Source organism: Synechococcus sp. WC101, from assembly GCF_047461555.1.
Lineage (GTDB): Bacteria > Cyanobacteriota > Cyanobacteriia > Thermostichales > Thermostichaceae > Thermostichus.
The window spans coordinates 1-3103 of the sequence record NZ_JANSHG010000215.1; the positions used below are offsets into that span (position 1 = coordinate 1).

Below are 3103 nucleotides of genomic sequence, written 5' to 3' on the forward strand. Positions count from 1 at the left end.
CCCCCGGCCGATCCTGGGCCAGCACTCGCACGTAAAACTCCGACTGCGCCTCTGCCAGCGGCAGCAAGGAGGCAACAGGAGGGGAGGCGGCAAAGCCCCACAGGGGATTGGGCAACTGAGCCCCCGTCTGCAGGTGGGCAAGTAGGATAAGCAGATCCCCGACCACCGCGCTGGCGGTTGGCCCCCGGCCCGCCCCTGGCCCTGAGAGCACCACTTGCCCCAAGGGATCCCCTTGCACCCAGACGGCGTTGTCCACCCCGTGGATGTTGGCCAGCGGGTGGGTAACCGGCAGCAGGGCGGGGTGGACGCGAATATCCAGGGTTGGTTCACCTCCCTGCCCCTCGGCCCTTTGGGCGATGGCCAAAAGCTTAAAAGTATAGCCCCACTCGCGGGCGTAGCGGATGTCGGTGGAGCTGATGCTGCCGATCCCTTCGCAGGGGATGGCCTGTCGCGGTACCGACACCCCAAAAGCCAGGCTGGCCAGAATGGCGATCTTGTCCGCCGCATCCCATCCTTCCACATCGGCGCTGGGATCCGCCTCGGCGTAGCCGCGGGCCTGGGCCTGGGCCAGCGCTTCGGCAAAGGAGCTGCCCTCCTGGGTCATCTGGCTGAGGATGAAATTGGTGGTGCCGTTGACGATGCCCCAGACCGCCTGGATGTGGCTAGCCCGCAGCGACTGTTGCAAAGCCTGGATGATGGGGATCCCACCCCCCACTGCTGCCTCCAGCAACACCGCCACCCTGGCCTGGGCGGCAGCCTGGAAAATCTCCTCGCCATAGCGGGCAATGACCGCCTTGTTGGCTGTGATCACCGGCTTGCCGTGGTCGATGGCCTTTAGGATCAGGCTGCGGGCCGGCTCCAAGCCGCCCATGAGCTCAATCACCGCGTCAATTTCGGGATCCGACACAATCCCCTCTAGGTTCGTGGTCAGGCGCTCGGGCGGGATCGCCACCTGCCGCGGCTTGTCCAGGGAGCGCACCCCCACCGCCGCAATCTCAACTGCCTGCAAGAGGAGGTGAGGAGGGTGCTGTAGAATCTCGACCACGCCCGTGCCGACCGTACCCAGCCCCAATAGCCCAACCCGATAGACCACAGCCGCTCCCTCGGGCCCAAAGACTTTCTTACCTTTACCAGGTTGACACACTCTTGGCCCCCTAGGGCGAGATTTTGGCCATCCATCCCCAAGGGCTTCAGGAGGAAGGCGCGCCGAGCCAGGCGCAGGGATCCCTCGCCGCAGGGGCAGTGCTGGTTTGGAGTTTATGCTGAAGGAGGGATCCCTTTCTCTCATAGCCCTCATGTCCAGAACCTGTACCATCTACCGCCGCGCCCACTTTGCCGCCAGCCACCGCTACTGGCTGCCGGAGCTCTCCGAAGCTGAGAACCTGGCCCGCTTCGGCTCCCACGCCCGCTTTCCCGGCCACGGCCACAACTACGGGCTGGAGGTGGGCTTGACGGGGGAGGTGGATGAGTACGGCATGGTGCTCAACCTCTCCCAGGTCAAGCAGGTAATTCGGGAGCGGGTGATTCAAGAACTGAACTTCGCCTACCTCAACCAAGTCTGGCCAGAGTTTGCCCAAACCCTGCCCACCACCGAGTTCATTGCCTACACCATCTGGCAGCGCCTAGCCGACGCGCTGCCGCTCAGCAGTGTGCGCCTCTACGAAGATCCCCAGCTTTGGGCCGAATACCGAGGAGAAGCCATGCAAGCCTATTTGACCGTTGCCACCCACTTTAGCGCCGCCCACCGCTTGGCCCTCGATCACCTCAGCCTGGAAGAGAACACTGCCATCTACGGCCTCTGCGCTCGCCCCCACGGCCACGGCCACAACTACGGCCTGGAGATTACCGTCAAGGGATCCATCGACCCGCGCACAGGGATGATTGTGGATTTGGCAGCTCTGCAGCGGGTGATTGAGGAGCAGGTGGTGAAGCCCCTGGATCACACTTTCTTGAACAAAGACGTCCCCTACTTTGCCCAGGTGGTGCCCACCGCCGAAAACATCGCCCTCTACGTCCAGCGGCTGCTGACTTTGCCCCTGCGCGAGCTGGGGGTGCAACTGCATCGGGTTCGCCTGCAAGAGAGCCCCAACAACAGCAGCGAAGTCTACGGGGAGTTTCCGCTAGAGGAGCTGGGCGCAGCTACCGCTGCCACCACATACCCCGCGAGCGAGGGCAAGAGGGATCCCTCCGAAGTGGAGCCCCTGGCCGCCGGCAGGGCTGAGCCAGCCGCCTATGCTGGATCTGGTTAAGCTGAGCGGGCAGATTCCCGCCTTTGCCCGCCACCTGCAGCAGGAGTCGAAGGCCAACCAAGAGCGTCTGCGCCTGGCCTTGCAGGAGTTTGCCCGCCTGCAGCGAGAGCCCCAAACCTGGCAGTCGCGCTGGGCAGAGTGGAGCTCCCATCTCGCCTTTACCTGCGCCAGCCCCGCCGAGCCGCCGGAAACCTGGGGATCCCTGCCCAAAGTCGAGCCCTTGCAGGGGCCGCACACGGTGGTGGCCACCGACGGCTCCCAGATCCTGCCCAGCCACCACGAGATTGCCTACTGCTCGCTCATCAACATCGGGCGGGTGGCTCTCCACTACGGCACGCAAGAGTGGCCGCTGCTGGACAGCCAGCCCCTGCTGATCTACGGGCAGGAGCCCTTTGCTCAACCTGAGCGATCCAACTCTCTTCCAGGAACAGCCCTCCACCCTCTTCGCCACCGACCCAGCCGATCGCGTAGGCAGGCCGTAGGCCTTGGGGAAGAAGATCGCGGGGAGGGGGGGGAGATTGCGTTGGATGCCGAAGCGGTGCTGGCTTTGCGGCGGGCTCAGGCAGAGCTGGAGGAGCTGGCCCAATTGGCCCTGCCGCTGCCTAGGAGTCGCCCCGTGCTAGCGCTGCTGGATGGATCCCTCATCCCCTGGGGGCTGGAGCCGCTGCCCAAGCCAGCCCAGCGTCCCTGGCTGGATCCCATCCTGGCAACTCTGGAGCAGTTGCGGGCAGCTCGCATCCCCCTGGTGGGCTACATCAGCGCTTCCCGCAGCAGCGAAACCCTCAACTATCTGCGCCTGGGGTTGTGTCCCTACCTGGGCTGCGACTGCTATCGCTACTGCGCCGGCGAGAAAA

Annotated in this window: 3 protein-coding genes; 2 read left to right on the forward strand and 1 reads right to left on the reverse strand. The window is 64.6% G+C overall.

Annotated elements, in window-relative coordinates; translation table 11 throughout:
- On the reverse strand, positions 1-1093 hold a 1093-nt coding region (locus tag NW809_RS11590; RefSeq protein ID WP_414402197.1), incomplete at its 3' end, for a homoserine dehydrogenase.
- 202 nt (positions 1094-1295) lie between these two features.
- Between NW809_RS11590 and NW809_RS11595 the strand changes: the two genes are divergently transcribed.
- Entirely contained in the window at positions 1296-2249 is a 954-nt protein-coding gene (locus NW809_RS11595) for a 6-carboxytetrahydropterin synthase (protein WP_099813206.1), read from the forward strand.
- A partial coding sequence (locus NW809_RS11600) for a DNA double-strand break repair nuclease NurA (protein ID WP_414402198.1) occupies positions 2233-3103 on the forward strand: 871 nt, incomplete at its 3' end. The genes NW809_RS11595 and NW809_RS11600, both read left to right, overlap by 17 nt.

Bases quoted from the DNA above. Each gene is read 5' to 3' on its own strand.
- NW809_RS11595 (WP_099813206.1), top strand. From the start codon at position 1,296: ATGTCCAGAACCTGTACCATCTACCGCCGCGCCCACTTTGCCGCCAGC.